This is a genomic window from Geodermatophilus sp. SYSU D00525, assembly GCF_054050475.1.
In genome coordinates, this window is the sequence record NZ_JBJGZK010000002.1 from 296,279 (window position 1) to 313,468 (window position 17,190).

General features: G+C 73.1%; 11 protein-coding genes and 1 riboswitch. Of the genes, 3 read left to right on the forward strand and 8 right to left on the reverse strand.

Features of this window, described 5'->3' with window-relative positions:
• Positions 1-349 precede the first annotated feature (349 nt).
• From ACI796_RS03395 to glgX, 8 genes are all read right to left on the reverse strand, one after another.
• Positions 350-1,417, reverse strand: coding sequence for a DNA polymerase domain-containing protein (locus ACI796_RS03395; protein WP_456939851.1), 1,068 nt, complete (start codon positions 1,415-1,417; stop codon positions 350-352).
• Positions 1,418-1,443: 26 nt separating this feature from the next.
• Positions 1,444-3,009: an alpha/beta hydrolase gene (locus ACI796_RS03400; protein WP_456939852.1), complete on the reverse strand. Its 1,566-nt coding sequence runs from the start codon at positions 3,007-3,009 to the stop codon at positions 1,444-1,446.
• A gap of 49 nt (positions 3,010-3,058) precedes the next feature.
• Complete coding sequence (locus tag ACI796_RS03405; protein WP_456939853.1) at positions 3,059-4,129, reverse strand: ATP-dependent DNA ligase; 1,071 nt, start codon at positions 4,127-4,129, stop codon at positions 3,059-3,061.
• Positions 4,130-4,231: 102 nt separating this feature from the next.
• The gene (locus tag ACI796_RS03410) at positions 4,232-4,954 is read right to left on the reverse strand and encodes a dihydrofolate reductase family protein (protein ID WP_456939854.1); all 723 of its coding nucleotides are present in this window, start codon (positions 4,952-4,954) and stop codon (positions 4,232-4,234) included.
• Positions 4,954-6,705, reverse strand: coding sequence for a malto-oligosyltrehalose trehalohydrolase (treZ, locus tag ACI796_RS03415; RefSeq protein ID WP_456939855.1), 1,752 nt, complete (start codon positions 6,703-6,705; stop codon positions 4,954-4,956). The genes ACI796_RS03410 and treZ overlap by 1 nt, the downstream gene beginning before the upstream one ends.
• A 110-nt stretch (positions 6,706-6,815) precedes the next feature.
• Positions 6,816-7,427: a transglycosylase family protein gene (locus ACI796_RS03420; protein WP_456939856.1), complete on the reverse strand. Its 612-nt coding sequence runs from the start codon at positions 7,425-7,427 to the stop codon at positions 6,816-6,818.
• Between the two features lie 3 nt (positions 7,428-7,430).
• A riboswitch (cyclic di-AMP (ydaO/yuaA leader) is annotated at positions 7,431-7,565 on the reverse strand.
• A gap of 248 nt (positions 7,566-7,813) precedes the next feature.
• Positions 7,814-10,174, reverse strand: coding sequence for a malto-oligosyltrehalose synthase (treY, locus tag ACI796_RS03425; protein WP_456939857.1), 2,361 nt, complete (start codon positions 10,172-10,174; stop codon positions 7,814-7,816).
• Positions 10,171-12,276 (reverse strand): glycogen debranching protein GlgX, encoded by a 2,106-nt coding sequence (gene glgX / locus ACI796_RS03430; RefSeq protein ID WP_456939858.1) that lies wholly within the window; start codon positions 12,274-12,276, stop codon positions 10,171-10,173. Before glgX ends, treY begins: the two co-directional genes overlap by 4 nt.
• A gap of 469 nt (positions 12,277-12,745) precedes the next feature.
• On the opposite strand from glgX, the gene uvrB reads away from it, so the two are divergent.
• From uvrB to ACI796_RS03445, 3 genes are all read left to right on the forward strand, one after another.
• Entirely contained in the window at positions 12,746-14,863 is a 2,118-nt protein-coding gene (uvrB, locus tag ACI796_RS03435) for an excinuclease ABC subunit UvrB (protein WP_456939859.1), read from the forward strand.
• A gap of 267 nt (positions 14,864-15,130) precedes the next feature.
• Positions 15,131-16,276 (forward strand): TerC family protein, encoded by a 1,146-nt coding sequence (locus ACI796_RS03440; RefSeq protein ID WP_456939860.1) that lies wholly within the window; start codon positions 15,131-15,133, stop codon positions 16,274-16,276.
• 245 nt (positions 16,277-16,521) lie between these two features.
• Positions 16,522-17,100 (forward strand): TerD family protein, encoded by a 579-nt coding sequence (locus tag ACI796_RS03445; protein ID WP_456939861.1) that lies wholly within the window; start codon positions 16,522-16,524, stop codon positions 17,098-17,100.
• Positions 17,101-17,190 lie beyond the last annotated feature (90 nt).

Below are 17,190 nucleotides of genomic sequence, written 5' to 3' on the forward strand. Positions count from 1 at the left end.
CACCACAGACTCGGTCCGGCGGCAGGGGTGAGGGGGACAGGTGAACGGCGCAACGGTGACGTGCCGGCAGGTTCGTGCCTCTCACCGACGCCCCAGGACGTCGTCCACGACCGCCGGCTGGACCCGGTCATGCGAGTGACGGCGAACCACGCGGCGACGGCGTGCCCGGCCGCTCGTCGAGCACCGGCTCGCGGCCGCAGGCCGCGGTCAGCCAGCGGGAGGAGCAGCGGACACCCCGAGAGCCGCCCCAGGCGCCCGGCAGGTCCACCGGAGGAGCACGCCGGATCCACCACAGGACGCGGGTCGTCCGTGGAGTGAGCGCCGTGCTCCCCTCGCGTCGAGGGCCGGATCAGGCGTTCTCGTCGGCCGGCTTCCGGGCCCGGCTGGGCTGCACCCGCATCGGCTCGCCCGGCATCTTCGGGTAGTCCGGCGGATAGGGCAGGTCGCCCAGGCCCTGGTCGGCGGCCTGGCGCTCGGCCAGCTCGAGCAGCGGCTCGATGGAGTAGGCGTGCCCGGCCAGTCCCGCGTGCTTGTCACCGACCGCCCGGAACCGCTCCGGCACGGTCAGCACGGTGAAGTCGGTGGGGTGCACGTCGGGCAGCTCGTCCCAGTCCAGCGGTGCGCTCACCGGCGCGTGCGGCTTGGGCCGGACGGAGTACGCCGAGGCGATCGTGCGGTCCCGGGCCATCTGGTTGTAGTCGATGAAGATCTTCTCGCCGCGCTCCTCCTTCCACCACGACATCGTCACGCGGTCGGGCAGCCGCCGCTCCAGCTCGCGGCCGAAGGCGATGACCGCGCGGCGCACGTCGGTGAACGTCCACCGCGGCTGGATCGGCACGTACACGTGCACCCCGCGCCCGCCGGAGGTCTTCGGCCACCCCTCCATGCCGAGCTCGTGCAGCAGCTCCCGCACGTGCGGCGCGACCCACACGGCGTCGGAGAAGTCGGTGCCCGGCTGCGGGTCGAGGTCGATGCGGATCTGGTTGGGCGACTCGACGTCGGTCCTGTCCACCGGCCACGGGTGGAAGGTGAGCGTGCCGAGGTTGGCGCACCACGCGACGACGGCGACCGAGTCCGGCGCGATCTCGTCGGCCGTCCGGCCGCTGGGGAAGGTGATGTGCGCCGTCGGCACCCAGTCGGGCGCGTTCTTGGGCACCCGCTTCTGGTAGAAGGCGTCGCCGGTGTTGTCCATCCGGGTCGACAGCCGGGCGCCCTCGAAGACGCCGCCGGGCCAGCGCTCCAGCGTCGTCGGCCGGTCCCGCAGGGCGAACAGGATCCCCTCGCCGACGCTGACGAAGTACTCGACGACGTCGATCTTCCGGATGCCGCGCTCGGCGAAGTACGGCTTCTCCGGGTTGGAGACCCGCACCTCGTGCCCGTCGACGGTCAGCGTGACCGCGTCCTTGCTGCTCGCCATCCGTCAGCTCCCGGGTCCGGGGCGGCTCAGGCCGGGCACGTCAGCCCGTCCTGGGGCGCCGTGAGGTCGATCAGGTAGGCGTTGACCGCCGCGGTGACGCAGTCGGTCTTCGGGTAGGCGGTGTGCCCCTGGCCCTGCCAGACCAGCAGCGTGCCGGCGGTGAGGTCCGCGGCCAGGTCCTCGGCGCCGGGCAGCGGCGTGACCGGGTCCCCGGAGTTGCCGACGACGAGGATCGGCGCGCTGCCCTCGGCGTCCCGTTCGGGCAGCGGCGTCCGCTCGGCGTCCCACACGCCGCAGGTGTAGAGCCCGGAGGCGGCCCCGGCGCCGAACAGCGGGTACCGCTGCGACCACTCCTGGGCCAGTTGCAGCACCTCCTCCTCGGAGAACGTCTCCTCCTCGGGGGTGTCGGCGCAGCTGATCGTGAAGTCGGCGTCGAGCCGGTTGGTGTACGTGCCGTCCTGGAGCCGGCCGGCGGAGGGGTCGGCGATCGAGAAGAGGCCCGCCGCGTCGCCGTTGCGCGCGGCGGCCAGCGCCTGCGAGAGCTGCGGCCACGACCCGGTGTCGTAGAGGGCCGCGGTGACGGCGGCGACGACGACGCCCGGTGTCGCGGTGCGGGTCTCTCCGGGCGTGCTGCTCGGGATCGGCGTGGTGGCGGCGGCGGTCAGCAGGTCCTGCACGAACGTCCGGGGGTCGCCCCCGATCGGGCACCCGGACACCAGGGCGACGCAGTTGGCGGCGAACGCGTCGAACCCCGCCTCCAACCCCGCGGCCTGTGCCTCCGCGTCGGCCTGCGGGTCGGCGTCGGGGTCGACCGCGGCGTCGAGCACCATCGCGCGGACCTTCTCCGGGAACAGCTCGGCGTAGGTGGAGCCGAGCGTGGTGCCGTAGGAGTAGCCGAGGTAGGTCAGCTGTTCGTCGCCCAGCGACTCGCGCAGCAGGTCCATGTCGCGCGCGGTGGCGACGGTGTTGAAGGTGCCGAGCGCGTCGCCGTACTCCTCGGCGCAGGCGTCGGCCGCCTCGTCCTTGAGCGTGAGGACCTCGTCCATCTGCTGCTGGTCGGTGGGCCGGGGCTCCGCGGCGGTCATGCGGTCCTTGAGCTCGGCGGGCACGCACTCCACCGGCGTGGACAGGCCGACGCCGCGCGGGTCGAAGCCGACCACGTCGAAGCGGCGCAACACGTCCTCGGGCAGCGACAGCGCCAGGCTCAGCCCGAGGTCGGCCCCCGAGACGCCGGGACCGCCCGGGTTCACCAGCAGCGAGCCGATCCGGTCGGTCTGCCCGGCCAGCGTCGCGCGGACGAGGAACAGCGGCAGCGTCGCGCCCTCGGGTTCCTCGTGGTCGATGGGCACCTCGGTGCGGCCGCACTCGAAGGCGAGGTCGCGCTCGCTGCCGGGCGTGCCGGCCACGAGCTCGGTGATCTGCGCGTCGCAGTCGGTCCAGGTGATCGGCGCGGCCTCCGGCTCGGCCGGCGTCGAGGAGGCGGCCGACGAGGAGTCCGCCGACGACGGGTCCGGGTCCGAGAAGGAGCTACAGCCGGCGACCGCCACGAGCAGTCCGGTCGAGGCGGCGAGCAGGCCGCGGCGCAGACGCATGCTCACGACCGTAGGAGGCGCCGCGGACAGGCCGTTCCGCAGGTGCCGGTCACCCGTTGAACACCTCGGCCAGGTCGTAGCGGACCGGGACCTCGAGCTGGTCGTAGGTGCAGCTGCGCGGCTCGCGGTCGGGCCGCCACCGGAGGAACTGCCCGGTGTGCCGCAGCCGCCGTCCCTCCAGCTGGTCGTACTTGATCTCGACGACGAGCTCCGGGCGCAGCGGCACCCAGGACAGGTCCTTCTTCGCGTTCCACCGGCTCTGCGCCCCCGGCATCCGGTGCTCGCCGTTCTCCTGCACCTCGGCGTTCGCCCAGTCCTGCCACGGGTGCCCGTCGAGCGCCTGAGCCCGGTAGGGCGCCAGCTCCTCCACCAGCTCGGCCCGCCGCGCCATGGGGAACGACGCCGCGACGCCGACGTGCTGCAGGCCGCCGTCGTCGTACAGCCCGAGCAGCAGCGACCCGACGACCGGTCCGCTCTTGTGCCAGCGGAACCCGGCGACCACGCAGTCGGCGGTGCGCACGTGCTTGACCTTGGTCATCAGCCGCTGGTCGGGGCCGTAGGGCAGGTCGGCGTCCTTGGCGACCACGCCGTCGAGACCGGCCCCCTCGAACTCGTCGAACCAGCGCTGCGCGATCGCGGCGTCCCGGGTGACCGCGGTGACGTGCACCCGCTCGTGCCCGCGGTCCAGCACCTCGCGCAGCCGCTGCCGGCGCTCGGCGAACGGCGTCTCCATCAGCGACTCGTCACCGAGCGCGAGCAGGTCGAAGGCGACGAAGTGGCCCGGCGTCTGCTCGGCGAGCAGGTCCACCCGCGACTTCGCGGGGTGGATGCGCTGCAGCAGCGACTCGAAGTGCAGCCGGTCGCCCTGCGGCACGACGATCTCCCCGTCGACGACGCAGCGCTCGGGCAGGGCCTCCTTGACCGCGGCCACGACCTCGGGGAAGTAGCGGGTCAGCGGGCGCTCGTTGCGGCTGCCGAGCTCCACCTCGTCGCCGTCGCGGAAGACGATGCAGCGGAAGCCGTCCCACTTGGGCTCGTAGAACAGCCCGTCCCCGGTCGGGAGCTTCGTCGTGGCCTTGGCCAGCATCGGCTTGACCGGCGGCAGCACGGGCAGGTCCATGCAGGTCAGTCAACCAGCGGACCCCCGCACCGGCAGACCGCCGTCGACCGGACGGGTGGCAGGAACGGCCATGACTGCCACCCCGGGACCCGCGCCGTGGACTCAGCGCACCGCGTAGCGGGTGAACAGGACGCCGTCCTCCTCGAGCACCTGCGTCAGCCGCGGGCGGACGACGTCGCGCAGCGTACGGTCCAGCAGCCGCGCCTGGCCGCCGACCAGCGCGGGGGAGACGGTGAGGTCGAGCTCGTCGACCACGCCGGCGTCCAGCGCCGCCGACAGCAGCGACGGCCCGCCCTCGCACAGCACCTGCTCGAGGCCGCGGTCGGCGAGCCGGTCCAGCGCGAGCGGCAGGTCGACGTCGGCGTCCCCGCAGACCAGCACGTCCACCCCGGCGTCGGCGAGCGCGGCCCGGCGGCCGGGGTCCGCGGCGGCGCAGGTGACCAGCAGCGTGGGCGGCTGCGCCAGCCGGGCGCCGGGCGCGAGCGAGGCCCGGCGCGACACCACCGCGACCGGCAGCTCCGGCGGCCGGCCGAGCGCGGCCCGCCGCCGCCCGACCGCCGAGGCCGTCGTCACCGGGCCGTAGCCCTCACCGGCCGCCGTCCCGTGCCCGACCAGGACGACGTCGGCCAGCGCGCGCAGCGTCGAGAACACCCGCCGGTCGCCGGGCGAGCCGAGCCCGGCGCTGACGCCGTCCACGGTGACCGCGCCGTCGAGCGAGGCGACGAAGTCCACGCGGAACGAGCGACCGGGCGGCAGCGCGTAGGCCGCCGCCAGGTCGTCGTCGGTGAGGTCCGCCCCGCCGGGGGAGGGGAGCAGCCGGCGCATCAGGTGGTGAGGACGGCCGCGCTCTCGGCCGGGACGGTCACCGTCGCGCCGTCCAGGGACGGCTCGTCGGCGGTCGCGAACAGCACCCCGGTCGCCGGCCGGTCCAGCTGCACCGGCTGCGGCCGCCCGGACAGGTTGGCCACCACCCGCAGCCCGCCGCGGTGCACGACCAGGACGCGGTCCTCGTCGTCCCAGCCGACCTCGACCGCCGACAGGTCGGCGTCGACGAGGTCGGGGTGCTGCCGGCGCAGCGCCAGCAGCGTCCGGTGCACCTCGAGCAGCCGCGCGTGCGGCTCCCGGTCCAGCTCGGCCCAGTCGAGCTTCGAGCGCCGGAACGTCTCCGGGTCCTGCGGGTCGGGCACCTCGTCGGCGTCCCAGCCGTGCTCGGCGAACTCGCTCTTGCGGCCCTCCGCCGTCGCCCGGCCGATGTCGGGGTCGGTGTGGCTGGTGAAGAACTGCCACGGCGTCGAGGCGCCCCACTCCTCGCCCATGAACAGCATCGGCGTGAACGGGCTGGTCAGCACCAGGGTCGCGCCGACGGCGAGCAGGCCGGGGGACAGCGTCGCCGAGACGCGGTCGCCGATCGCGCGGTTGCCGATCTGGTCGTGGTCCTGCAGGTAGCCCAGGAACCTCCAGCCCGGCAGCCGGGCGGTGTCCACCGGCCGGCCGTGGGAGCGGCGGCGGAAGCTCGACCACGTGCCGTCGTGGAAGTAGGCGCCGGTGAGGGTCTTGGCCAGCCCGGCGAGGCCGGCCTCGGCGAAGTCGCCGTAGTAGCCCTGGCCCTCGCCGGTCAGGACGGCCTGCAGGGCGTGGTGGAAGTCGTCGCTCCACTGGGCGGCGATGCCGGTGCCCCCGGCCACCCGCGGGGTGACCATGCGGGGGTCGTTGAGGTCGCTCTCGGCGATCAGCGTGAGCGGCCGGCCGACGGCGACCGAGAGCCGGTCGACCTCCTGGGCCATCTCCTCGAGCACGTGGGTGGCGCGCTCGTCGACCAGCGCGTGGACGGCGTCCAGCCGCAGCCCGTCGACGTGCATGTCGCGCAGCCACATCAGGGCGTTGTCGAGGACGTAGCGGCGGACCTCGTCGGAGTCCGGCCCGGACAGGTTGACCGACTCGCCCCAGGTGTTCGCGCCGCCCTCGGAGAAGACCGGCATGAACAGCGGCAGGTAGTTCCCCGACGGGCCGAGGTGGTTGTAGACGACGTCCTGGATCACGCCGATCCCGCGCTGGTGGCAGGCGTCGACGAACCGCTGGTAGGCCGCGGGCCCGCCGTAGCTCTCCTGCACCGTGTACCAGAGCACGCCGTCGTAGCCCCAGTTGTGCGTGCCGTCGAAGCCGTTGACCGGCAGCAGCTCGACGAAGTCGACGCCGAGGTCGACGAGGTGGCCCAGCCGGTCGATGGCCGAGTCGAGGGTGCCCTCGGGCGTGAACGTGCCGACGTGCAGCTCGTAGACGACGCCGCCGGCCAGCGGGCGCCCGGTCCAGGCGGTGTCGCCCCACGCGTACGCCGACGGGTCGAACCGGCGGGACGGCCCGTGCACGCCGTCGGGCTGCCGGCGCGAGCGCGGGTCTGGGCGGGGGGTGTCGTCGTCGCCGAGCAGGTAGCCGTAGTCGGACTCCGGGCCGGCCTCGACCTCGGCCCGCCACCAGCCGTCGTCGTCGCGGCGCATGTCGTGCACCGTGCCGTCGACCTGCAGGCGCACGCGCTCGGGCACGGGCGCCCAGACGGCGAACTCGACGGGTGCGGACATGCGGGGGCCTCCCAGCGGTAGCGCGGCTGACCGGTCCCTCTTGCCCGCTGCGGGCCCGGTCAACCGCGAGCGGCAGCCGGGGGAGCGGGTCCCCCGGCTGCCGCCCCGGGTCACGCCAGCTTCAGCTCCTGGCCGACGTAGATCCGGTTCGGGTCGCTGACCGTGCCGCTGTTGGCGGCGTAGAGCGCCTTCCAGCCGCCGTCGACGCCCTGGTCTCGGGCGATCTTGCCCAGCGTGTCGCCGGACCGGACGGTGTACGAGCCGCCGGAGGCGCCGGCGGCGGACTCGCCGGCCCGGGAGGCCGTGTCCGGCTCGGCCGCCGCAGGCGCGGCGGCGGGCTCGGGGGCGGGCGCGGCGGCCGCCGTGCCGGCCTCCGGGGCCGACGGGTCGAGGCTCTTCCCGCAGGTGGGCCAGGCACCCGGGCCCTGGGCGTCGAGCGTGCGCTCGGCGACGGCGATCTGCTGCGCCTTGGTGGCCTGGTCGGCGCGGGCGGCGTACTCGGTGCCGCCGTAGGCGGCCCAGGTGGACTGGCTGAACTGCAGCCCGCCGTAGTAGCCGTTGCCGGTGTTGATGCTCCAGTTGCCGCTGGACTCGCACTGGGCGACGGCGTCCCAGTCGTTGGGGGCGGCGGCCGAGGCCGGGCCGGCGGCGACGCCGATCGCGGCCGCGGCCACGCCGGTCGTCACGAGGGCACGGCGGAGCAGGGACGTGGACGTGCGCATGGGGGATCTCCGATCCGCCGCCTGCGAGGTGAGCTGTCGGGTTCGGAGCGATCGGTGCCCCGGCCGCACGACGTGCGGCTTCACCCCGAGGCGCTGCGTCCGGTCCCCCCGTGACCGCGGTGCAGGCGCCGAAGTGGGTCCCCCACCCCCGTCCTGGCTGTGCAGGAGGAACGGAGCCCGGCGGACGGGGTTCGGCGGACCGACTCCGGCACGCGGCAGTCATTGGCCTGCGTGCGGGAGCAAACGTAACGGCCGCATCACGAGACGGCACACCCGCCCCACCCGTCACGGCGTGTCGCCCGGCGTCCCCCGCGGTGGCCCGCGCCCGGCGGCCGGGGGAGGCGCAGGTCACGGCGGCGCCGGCCGGCGCCGCCGTGACCTCCGTCTCATTCCCGGACGAGCAGGGCCACCGGCAGCCGGGCCAGCAGTTCGCCGACGGGCGCGCCGCCGGCGTCGGAGACGACGCGCGTGCCGGTGAGCACGTCGCGCCAGGCGCCGGTCGGCAGCGTCAGCGCGGTGTCGCCCCAGCCGGTGGCGGCCAGCGCGACCGGCAGCCGGGTCGCCACGGTCACCGCGCCGCCCTGCTCTCCGGACCCACGGTCGAAGGCGACGACGTGCTGCGCGGCGGACCCGGTGGCGGCCACCGGGGTGTAGCCGGTGAACAGCCCGGGGGCGTCCCGCCGCAGCCGCAGCGCTCGCGAGACGACGAGCAGCTTGGCCGCGCCGGTCTCGTCGACCTCGGGCACCTCCCCGCCGTCGAGCCGGGCCAGCAGCGCGCGCCGCTCGTCGTAGTCGACCGGGCGGCGGTTGTCGGGGTCGACGAGCGAGTGGTCCCAGAGCTCGGTGCCCTGGTAGACGTCCGGGACGCCGGGCATCGTCAGCTGCAGCAGCTTCTGCGCCAGCCCGTTGGACCGGCCGGCCGGGGCGATCCGTGCGACGAACGCCTCGATCTCGCGGTTCGTGGCCGCGTCGTCGAAGGCGGCGTCGACCATCGCGTGCAGCTGCGCCTCGAACGCCTCGTCGACGTCGGTCCACGTCGTCGACTGCCCGGCCTCGCGGGCGGCCTTCTCGGCGTAGGCGTGCGCCCGCTCGCGGGACAGCGGCCAGGCGCCGACCAGGTTCTGCCACACGAGGTGGGCCAGCGGCCGGTCGGGCAGCGGGTGGCGGGACAGCCAGCCGCGGACCAGGTCCGCCCACTCGGTCGGCACCTCGGCGAGGACGGCCAGGCGGGCCCGGGTGTCCTCGCTGCGCTTGGTGTCGTGCGTGGTGAGCGTCGTCATCGACTCCGGCTTGCGCTCCAGCCGCCGCGCCTGTGCCTCGTGGAACTCCTCCGGGGTGCTGCCGAAGCGCGCCGGATCGCCGCCGACCTCGTTGAGCACCACGAACCGCGCCCAGCGGTAGTAGGCGCTGTCCTCGACGCCTTTGGCCATCACCGGGCCGCTGGTCTGCTCGAACCGGGTGGCCGCCTCGGTGCCGGCCTGCGCCAGCACCGGGTGCAGCGCGTCCACCGCGGCGACCAGGTCGGGCCGGCGGTCGCGGACGTCGCCCACCGCGGCGTCGAGGTGCTCGCGGCCGTCGGGCAGGTAGGTGCGGTAGACCGAGAAGGAGGCCAGCAGCTCGGCCAGCGCCTCCTCCTCCGTGTCGACGTCGACGCCCGGCAGCTCGCCGATCACCCGGACCAGCCGGGCGACCTCGGAGCCGAGGATCCCGTCGGTGACCTCGCGCTTGCAGTCGTGCACCAGCTGCCCGTAGTCGACCGCCCGGCCGGACAGCTCGGTGTCCAGCGCGGTCAGCGCCGCCTCGCCCGCCGGGTCGACCAGGACGTCGTCGACCTCGGCCAGCGCGTCGTAGCCGGTGGTGCCGGCCACCCGCCAGCTCTCCGGCAGGTCCTCGCCGGGCTCGAGGATCTTCTCGACCACCGTCCACCGGCCGCCCGACGCGTCGGTCAGCCGGTCCAGGTAGCCCTTCGGGTCGGCCAGGCCGTCGGGGTGGTCGATCCGCAGCCCGTCGACGGCGCCGTCGGAGACCATGCGCAGCACCAGCTCGTGCGTGGCGCGGAAGACCTCCGGGTCCTCCACGCGCAGCCCGGCGAGGGTGTTGATGGCGAAGAACCGCCGGTAGTTGAGGTCGGCGTCGGCGCGCCGCCAGTCGACCAGCTCGTAGTGCTGCCGGTCGTGCACCTCCTGCGGCGTGCCCTCGCCCGTGCCGGGCGCGATGGGGAAGCGGTTGTCGTAGTAGCGGAGCTCCCCGTCCACCACCTCGAGCTTCTCGACGTCGTCGGCCGAGCCGAGCACCGGGATGCGGACGCGCCCCCCGCCGAAGTCCCAGTCGACGTCGAAGGCCGACGCGTGCGCGCTGTCGCGCCCGTGCTGCAGCACGTCCCACCACCACGGTGCCTCGGCCGGGTCGGCGACGCCCATGTGGTTGGGCACGAGGTCGAGCACCAGGCCGAGCCCGTGCTCGTGCAGCGCGGCGACGAACCGGTCGAAGCCCTCCTGCCCGCCCCGCGACTCGTCGACGTGCGCGTGGTCGACGGTGTCGTACCCGTGCGTGCTGCCCGCGGCCGAGCGGAGCAGCGGGGAGGAGTAGGCGTGGGTGACGCCGAGGTCCGCGAGGTAGCCGGCGACGGCCGCGGCGTCGTCGAGGGTGAAGTCGGCGGTCACCTGCAGCCGGTAGGTCGCCGCCGGCGTGGCCCGCCGCCGCTCGGCAGCGTCAACGGACTGACTGCCGTCCGGGGCCTCGCTCACGGGGCGGCCTGCAGCACGACGGTGGCGCGGGCGGCCACGGTGACGACGTCGCCGGCCTTGACCTGCACCGGCTCCACCTGGCCCATCTCCGCGGTGTCGACGACGACCGTCCAGCCCTCGGCGTACTCCGACGGCGGCACGGTGAAGTCGATCGGCTCGTGGTGGGCGTTGAACGCCAGGTAGAAGCAGTCGTCGACGACGTCCTCGCCGCGCTCGTCGGTCTCCCGGATGCCGTGGCCGTTGAGGTACATCGCCAGCGACTTGGCGAAGCCGGCGTCCCAGTCCTCGTCGCTCATCAGCTCGCCGGCCGGGGTGAACCAGGCGACGTCCTGCACCGGGTCGCCCTCCTCGCGGCGCACCGGCCGGCCGTGGAAGAACCGGCGGCGGCGGAACGTCGGGTGCTCGGTGCGCAGCCGGGTGACCAGCTTGGTGAACTCCAGCAGCCCCTCGTCGACGTCGTCCCAGTCGATCCAGGTCAGCTCGGAGTCCTGGCAGTAGCCGTTGTTGTTGCCCCGCTGCGTGCGGCCGAGCTCGTCGCCGTGCAGCAGCATCGGCACGCCCTGGCTGAGCATCAGCGACACGAGGAAGTTGCGCCGCTGCCGCGCGCGCAGCTCCAGCACCTCGGGGTCGTCGGTCTCGCCCTCGACGCCGCAGTTCCAGCTGCGGTTGTGGCTCTCGCCGTCGTTGTTGTCCTCGCCGTTGGCCTCGTTGTGCTTCTCGTTGTAGGACACGAGGTCGTTGAGGGTGAACCCGTCGTGCGCGGTGACGAAGTTGATGCTCGCCACCGGCCGGCGGCCGGAGTGCTTGTAGAGGTCGGCCGAGCCGGAGATGCGGCTGGCGAACTCGCCGATGGTGGCGTCCTCGCCGCGCCAGAAGTCGCGGACGGTGTCGCGGTACTTGCCGTTCCACTCGGTCCACAGCGCCGGGAAGTTACCCACCTGGTAGCCGCCGTCGCCGACGTCCCAGGGCTCGGCGATGAGCTTCACCTGGCTGACGATCGGGTCCTGGTGCACCAGGTCGAAGAACGCCGACAGCCGGTCCACCTCGTGGAACTGCCGGGCCAGCGTGGAGGCCAGGTCGAACCGGAACCCGTCGACGTGCATCTCGGTGACCCAGTACCGCAGCGAGTCCATGATCAGCTGCAGCGACTGCGGGTGCCGGACGTTGAGCGAGTTCCCGGTGCCCGTGGTGTCCATGTAGTACTGCTCGTCGCCCTCGACCAGCCGGTAGTAGGCCCGGTTGTCGATGCCCTTGAACGACAGCGTCGGGCCGTTGTGGTTGCCCTCGGCCGTGTGGTTGTAGACGACGTCGAGGATCACCTCGATGCCCGCCTCGTGCAGGGTCCGGACCATGCCCTTGAACTCCTGCACCTGCTGGCCGTCGGTCTGCTGCGCGTACTCGTTGTGCGGCGCGAAGAAGCCGATCGTGTTGTAGCCCCAGTAGTTGCGCAGGCCCTTCTGCAGCAGCGTGTCGTCCTGCACGAACTGGTGCACCGGCATGAGCTCGATGGCGGTCACGCCGAGGGACTGCAGGTGCTCGACGACCGCCGGGTGGGCGATGCCGGCGTAGGTGCCGCGCAGCTCCTCGGGGATGCGCGGGTGGGTCATCGTCAGGCCCTTGACGTGGGCCTCGTAGATGACCGTCTTGTTGTAGGGGGTCCGCGGCGGGCGGTCCACGCCCCAGTCGAAGTACGGGTTGATGACGACGGACTTCGGCATGTGCGGCGCCGAGTCGGCGTCGTTGCGCTCGCCGCTGCCGAACCGGTAGCCGAAGCAGGCCTCGTCCCAGTCGATGGCGCCGTCGATGGCCTTGGCGTAGGGGTCCAGCAGCAGCTTGTTGGGGTTGCAGCGCTGCCCGTTCGCCGGGTCGTACGGGCCGTGGACGCGGTAGCCGTAGCGCTGCCCGGGCTGGATGCCGGGCAGGAACGCGTGCCACACGTAGCCGTCCATCTCCGGGAGCCGGATCCGCTCCTCGTTGCCCTGCTCGTCGAACAGGCAGAGCTCGACCTTCTCGGCGACCTCGCTGAACAGGGCGAAGTTGGTCCCGGTGCCGTCGTACGTGGCACCCAGCGGGTAGGCGGTTCCAGGCCACACCTGGGTCATCGACGTGTTTCCTCCTGCGCGGGCGCCCCGGGTGGTGCAGGGCGCGGTGGCCCCCCGCCGCGGCCGTCGGAGGGGGGTCGGGGCACACGGGTGCCCGCGGGCTCCTTAGCCCCGAGCGGGCGGGTCCACACCTGACGCGGCGGAGATCACGGGAGGGGAGCCGGGACGACGACGCCCTCCGCGGCCGGGGCCGCGGAGGGCGTCGTGTGCGGGTCCGGTGCACCCCGGCGCGGGGCCGGGCACACCAGGTACCGAGGCGCGGGGCGCCGGGGTCCGACCTCGTCCGGGCATCCCGGGTGGCACTGGTCCCCGGCGCGGCACCGCGCCTGCAGGAGGGCACGCTAGCGGGTCCCGGGGCCGAGCACGAGCACGAGGGCGACGCGTCCGCAAGCGACACGCCCCGTCGGTCCCGTGATCACCACCCGTCACTCGCGGCGTCCTGTCACCGGGCGGTCGTACCGTCGTCCCCGTGCGCGCGACCTCTGACATCCGGCCCACCCAGGGGCGTTTCCGCGTCGTCAGCGAGTTCCAGCCCTCGGGCGACCAGCCGGCGGCGATCCAGGCCCTCGCGGAGCGGGTGAACTCCGGCGAGACGGACACCGTGCTCCTCGGCGCCACCGGCACCGGGAAGTCGGCCACCACGGCCTGGCTGATCGAGCAGGTCCAGCGGCCCACCCTCGTGATGGCGCCGAACAAGACGCTGGCCGCGCAGCTGGCCAACGAGTTCCGCGAGCTGCTGCCGGACAACGCCGTCGAGTACTTCGTGTCGTACTACGACTACTACCAGCCCGAGGCCTACGTCCCGCAGACCGACACCTACATCGAGAAGGACTCCTCGGTCAACGAGGAGGTCGAGCGGCTGCGGCACTCGGCGACCAACAGCCTGCTCACCCGGCGGGACGTCGTCGTGGTCTCCACCGTCTCCTGCATCTACGGCCTGGGCACGCCGGAGGAGTACGTCGACCGGGCGCTGCGCATCCAGGTGGGGGAGGAGCGCGACCGCGACGACCTGCTGCGCACGCTCGTCACCGAGCAGTACACCCGCAACGACCTCGCGTTCAGTCGCGGCACCTTCCGCGTGCGCGGCGACACGATCGAGGTCTTCCCGGTGTACGAGGAGCTCGCCGTCCGGATCGAGATGTTCGGCGACGAGGTGGAGCGGCTGTACTACCTGCACCCGCTCACCGGCGAGGTCGTGCGCGAGGTCCAGGAGCTGTTCGTCTTCCCGGCCAGCCACTACGTCGCCGGCCCGGAGCGGATGGAGCGGGCGATCCGCACCATCGAGGCCGAGCTCGAGGAGCGGCTGGCCGAGCTGGAGAAGCAGGGCAAGCTGCTGGAGGCGCAGCGGCTGCGCATGCGGACCACCTACGACATCGAGATGATCCGCCAGGTCGGCTTCTGCTCCGGCATCGAGAACTACAGCCGGCACATCGACGGCCGGGCACCGGGCAGCGCGGGTGCCTGTCTCATCGACTACTTCCCCGACGACTTCCTGCTCGTGATCGACGAGTCGCACGTGACCGTGCCGCAGATCGGCGGCATGTACGAGGGCGACATGAGCCGCAAGCGCACGCTGGTCGAGCACGGCTTCCGGCTGCCCTCGGCGATGGACAACCGCCCGCTCAAGTGGGAGGAGTTCACCGACCGGATCGGCCAGACGGTGTACCTGTCGGCCACCCCGGGCCCCTACGAGCTCGGCCGCACCGGCGGCGAGTTCGTCGAGCAGGTCATCCGCCCCACCGGCCTGGTCGACCCGGAGGTCGTGGTCAAGCCGACCAAGGGCCAGATCGACGACCTGGTGGGCGAGATCCGCGAGCGCACCGAGAAGGACGAGCGCGTCCTGGTCACCACGCTGACCAAGAAGATGGCCGAGGACCTCACCGACTACCTGCTCGAGCTCGGCATCAAGGTCCGGTACCTGCACTCGGAGGTCGACACCCTGCGCCGGGTGGAGCTGCTGCGCGAGCTGCGGCAGGGCGAGTACGACGTGCTGGTCGGGATCAACCTGCTGCGCGAGGGCCTCGACCTGCCCGAGGTGTCGCTGGTGGCGATCCTCGACGCCGACAAGGAGGGCTTCCTCCGGTCGACCACCTCCCTGATCCAGACCATCGGCCGCGCGGCGCGCAACGTGTCCGGCGAGGTGCACATGTACGCCGACAAGGTCACCCCGTCGATGGCGCAGGCGATCGAGGAGACCAACCGGCGCCGCGAGAAGCAGATCGCCTACAACACCGCCAACGGCATCGACCCGCAGCCGCTGCGCAAGAAGATCGTCGACATCCTCGACGGCATCTACCGCGAGTCCGAGGACGCCGAGGCCGCCACCGAGCTGATCGGCGGGTCGGGCCGGCAGCAGTCGCGCGGGAAGGCGCCGGTGCCGGGGCTGTCGTCGAAGAGCCGGTCCAAGGCCGGCGCGATCGACGTCCAGGGCCTGCCGCGCGCGGAGCTGGCCGACCTCATCACGCAGATGAACGAGCAGATGCTGGCCGCCGCCCGGGAGCTGCAGTTCGAGGTGGCCGCCCGCCTCCGCGACGAGCTCGCCGAGCTCAAGAAGGAGCTGCGCCAGTTCGACGCCGCCCACGCCTGACGAACGGCGTCGGCACGGGCGTGACCTGACCCGTCCTGCGGGACCGAGGGGCGTCCGGGGAACCCCGGGCGCCCCTCGACCGTTGCGACCTGTGACTCCGCCGGGTGCGCTGCGCCGTGCCCGCGGAGCCGTGGAGGGGAGTATCCCGCCCGCGGTGACGTCGTCAGCACGGGTACGCGTACCCCGGCGTCACCGGCCGGCCGCCGTCGTGGCCGGTGGGAGAGACCTCCGGTGCTGACTGCTGCCAGTGGACCGGAGGTAACCGCGTTGGACGTCCCCTTCTGGATCTGGGCGATCACGATCGCCGCGATCGTGGGCATGATCGTGTTCGACTTCGTCGGGCACGTGCGCACACCGCACGCGCCGACGCTGCGGGAGGCGGCGACCTGGTCGGCGGTCTACGTCGCGATCGCGGTCCTGTTCGGGATCGGCGTGTGGGTCTTCGCGGGCGGGACGTACGGCGGGGAGTACTTCGCCGGCTACATCACCGAGAAGAGCCTGTCGGTCGACAACCTCTTCGTGTTCGTCCTGATCATGGCCAGCTTCGCGGTGCCCCGGGAACTGCAGCAGAAGGTGCTGCTGTTCGGCATCGCGTTCGCCCTGGTCCTGCGGACGGTGTTCATCTTCCTCGGCGCCGCGGCGATCGAGAACTTCAGCTGGGTCTTCTACCTGTTCGGCGCGTTCCTCATCTACACCGCGATCGCCCAGGCACGGGCCGGCGGGGACGAGGACGAGGAGTTCAAGGAGAACGGCTTCCTGCGCCTGGTCCGCCGGGTGATCCCGACGACGTCGGACTACCACGGCGACCGGATGACCACGCGCCTGGACGGCAAGCGGTACATCACCCCGCTGGCCATCGCGCTGGTCGCCATCGGCAGCGCCGACATCCTGTTCGCCGTCGACTCGATCCCGGCGATCTTCGGCCTGACCGAGGAGACCTTCCTGGTCTTCACCGCCAACGCGTTCTCGCTGCTCGGCCTGCGGCAGCTGTTCTTCCTCATCGACGGCCTGCTCGACCGGCTGGTGTACCTGCACTACGGCCTGGCGGTCATCCTCGGCTTCATCGGGATCAAGCTGCTCATCCACGCGCTGCACGAGAACGAGCTGCCGTTCATCAACGGCGGCGAGCACGTCACCGCCATCCCGGAGATCCCGACCTGGCTGTCGCTGTCGGTCATCGTCGTCACCCTGCTGGTCACCACCGTCGCGAGCCTGGCCCGCAGCCGCCGCGAGGCCCGCGAGGCCGTGCCGCACGCCGCTGCCGGACCCGACGCGCCCGGGCAGGGCGGGCTCGGCCAGGGCGGGCTCGGCCAGGGCGCGCTCGGCCAGGGGCCTGCGGGCACGACCGGGACCGAGCCGGGCGAGCGGTCCGCCGCGGCGCCGGCGCGGCGCACCGACGGCCGCCCCGGGTGACGCGCGGGTGACCGCCGGGAGGACGACAGTCGCACCACGCCGGTGCGCCTGTTGCTCCCGGTGATCGTGCGGCACGATCCACGACACGTCCGCTCCGCTGAGTGCCCGACCGGCACCCCGCGCAGCGGTGCCGGGGGACGCGCCGGGCACCCCGCCCGCGCTCCCCGGCGGCGCCGGTCCATCCGGTGTCCAGCGGAGCGGCGACCGCCGCTGCGCTCCCCGACGGTGACATGGGAGTCCAACTGATGGGTGTCAGCCTCTCCAAGGGCGGGAACGTCTCGCTGACCAAGGAGGCGCCGGGCCTGACCGCGGTGAACGTCGGCCTCGGCTGGGACGTCAACACGTTCTCCGGGGGCGACTTCGACCTCGACGCGTCGGCGATCATGCTCGACGCCAACGGCAAGGTCACCCCCGACGACTCGGGCTTCGTCTTCTTCAACAACCTGCGCAGCCCCGACGGCTCCGTCGTGCACGTCGGTGACAACCTCACCGGCCAGGGCGAGGGCGACGACGAGGTCATCCAGGTGAACCTGGCCGGCGTGCCCCCGACCTGCGACAAGATCGTCTTCCCGGTGTCCATCTACGACGCCGACAACCGGAAGCAGAACTTCGGCGCGGTGCGCAACGCGTTCATCCGCATCGTCAACCAGGCCAACGGCCAGGAGGTCGCCCGCTACGACCTCACCGAGGACGCCTCGGTCGAGACCGCCATGGTGTTCGGCGAGCTCTACCGCAACGGTCCCGACTGGAAGTTCCGTGCCGTCGGCCAGGGTTACGCCTCCGGCCTGCGCGGCATCGCCCAGGACTTCGGCGTCAACGTCTGACCCCCGCCGGGGGGGGGGGGGGGGGGGGGGGGGGGGGGGGGGGGGGGGGGGGGGGGGGGGGGGGGGGGGGGGGGGGGGGGGGGGGGGGGG

Coding starts and splice junctions, on each gene's coding strand:
- ACI796_RS03395 (WP_456939851.1), bottom strand. CDS start 1,417: ATGGCGAGCAGCAAGGACGCGGTCACGCTGACCGTCGACGGGCACGAG.
- ACI796_RS03400 (WP_456939852.1), bottom strand. CDS start 3,009: ATGCGTCTGCGCCGCGGCCTGCTCGCCGCCTCGACCGGACTGCTCGTG.
- ACI796_RS03405 (WP_456939853.1), bottom strand. CDS start 4,129: ATGGACCTGCCCGTGCTGCCGCCGGTCAAGCCGATGCTGGCCAAGGCC.
- ACI796_RS03410 (WP_456939854.1), bottom strand. CDS start 4,954: ATGCGCCGGCTGCTCCCCTCCCCCGGCGGGGCGGACCTCACCGACGAC.
- treZ (WP_456939855.1), bottom strand. CDS start 6,705: ATGTCCGCACCCGTCGAGTTCGCCGTCTGGGCGCCCGTGCCCGAGCGC.
- ACI796_RS03420 (WP_456939856.1), bottom strand. CDS start 7,427: ATGCGCACGTCCACGTCCCTGCTCCGCCGTGCCCTCGTGACGACCGGC.
- glgX (WP_456939858.1), bottom strand. CDS start 12,276: ATGACCCAGGTGTGGCCTGGAACCGCCTACCCGCTGGGTGCCACGTAC.
- ACI796_RS03445 (WP_456939861.1), top strand. CDS start 16,522: ATGGGTGTCAGCCTCTCCAAGGGCGGGAACGTCTCGCTGACCAAGGAG.